This window comes from Photorhabdus stackebrandtii (assembly GCF_011189495.1).
Lineage (GTDB): Bacteria > Pseudomonadota > Gammaproteobacteria > Enterobacterales > Enterobacteriaceae > Photorhabdus > Photorhabdus khanii.
Genome location: NZ_PUJV01000127.1, coordinates 1 through 1,052, shown reverse-complemented (window position 1 = coordinate 1,052; position 1,052 = coordinate 1). Strand labels below are relative to the sequence as shown.

Annotated in this window: 1 protein-coding gene; it reads right to left on the bottom strand. The window is 52.0% G+C overall.

What is annotated here, in order from left to right:
• Positions 1-1,052 (bottom strand): elongation factor Tu (tuf, locus tag C5470_RS21935; RefSeq protein ID WP_166291900.1); only part of this gene is annotated, 1,052 nt, incomplete at both ends.

Sequence of the window (1,052 nt, the reverse complement as noted above, 5' to 3'; positions counted from 1 at the left end):
ATCATCTGAATGTTATCACCTGGCATCACCATTTCTACGCCTTCTGGCAGTTCGATAGTCCCGGTCACGTCAGTTGTACGGAAGTAGAACTGTGGGCGGTAGCCTTTGAAGAACGGAGTATGACGGCCGCCTTCGTCTTTGCTCAGAATATAAACTTCTGATTCGAAAGTGGTGTGTGGCTTGATTGAACCTGGTTTTGCCAATACCTGACCACGTTCGATTTCATCACGTTTAGTACCACGCAGCAGAACACCCACGTTCTCGCCTGCACGGCCTTCGTCCAGCAGTTTGCGGAACATTTCTACGCCGGTACAAGTGGTTTTCGCGGTGTCTTTGATACCCACGATTTCAACTTCTTCACCCACTTTAACGATACCGCGCTCTACACGACCGGTAACTACTGTACCACGGCCTGAAATAGAGAATACGTCTTCGATTGGCAGCAGGAATGGCTGGTCAATAGCACGCTCTGGCTCTGGAATGTAGCTATCCAGGGCTTCGGCCAGTTCGATGATTTTCGCTTCCCACTCTGCCTCACCTTCCAGTGCTTTCAGAGCAGAACCACGGATTACTGGCGTGTCGTCGCCTGGGAAGTCGTACTGAGACAGCAGCTCACGCACTTCCATCTCAACCAGTTCCAGCAGCTCTTCGTCGTCTACCATGTCACATTTGTTCAGGAACACGATGATGTAAGGAACGCCTACCTGACGGCCTAACAGGATGTGCTCGCGAGTCTGTGGCATTGGGCCGTCAGTTGCTGCAACGACCAGGATCGCGCCGTCCATCTGGGCAGCACCGGTGATCATGTTTTTCACGTAGTCGGCGTGGCCCGGGCAATCAACGTGTGCATAGTGACGGCTTGGGGTGTCGTATTCTACGTGAGAAGTAGAGATGGTGATACCACGCGCTTTTTCTTCTGGCGCGTTATCGATCTGGTCGAATGCACGAGCGTTACCACCGTAGGTTTTAGCCAATACAGTAGTGATGGCAGCAGTCAGGGTAGTTTTACCATGGTCAACGTGGCCGATAGTACCAACGTTAACGTGCGGTTT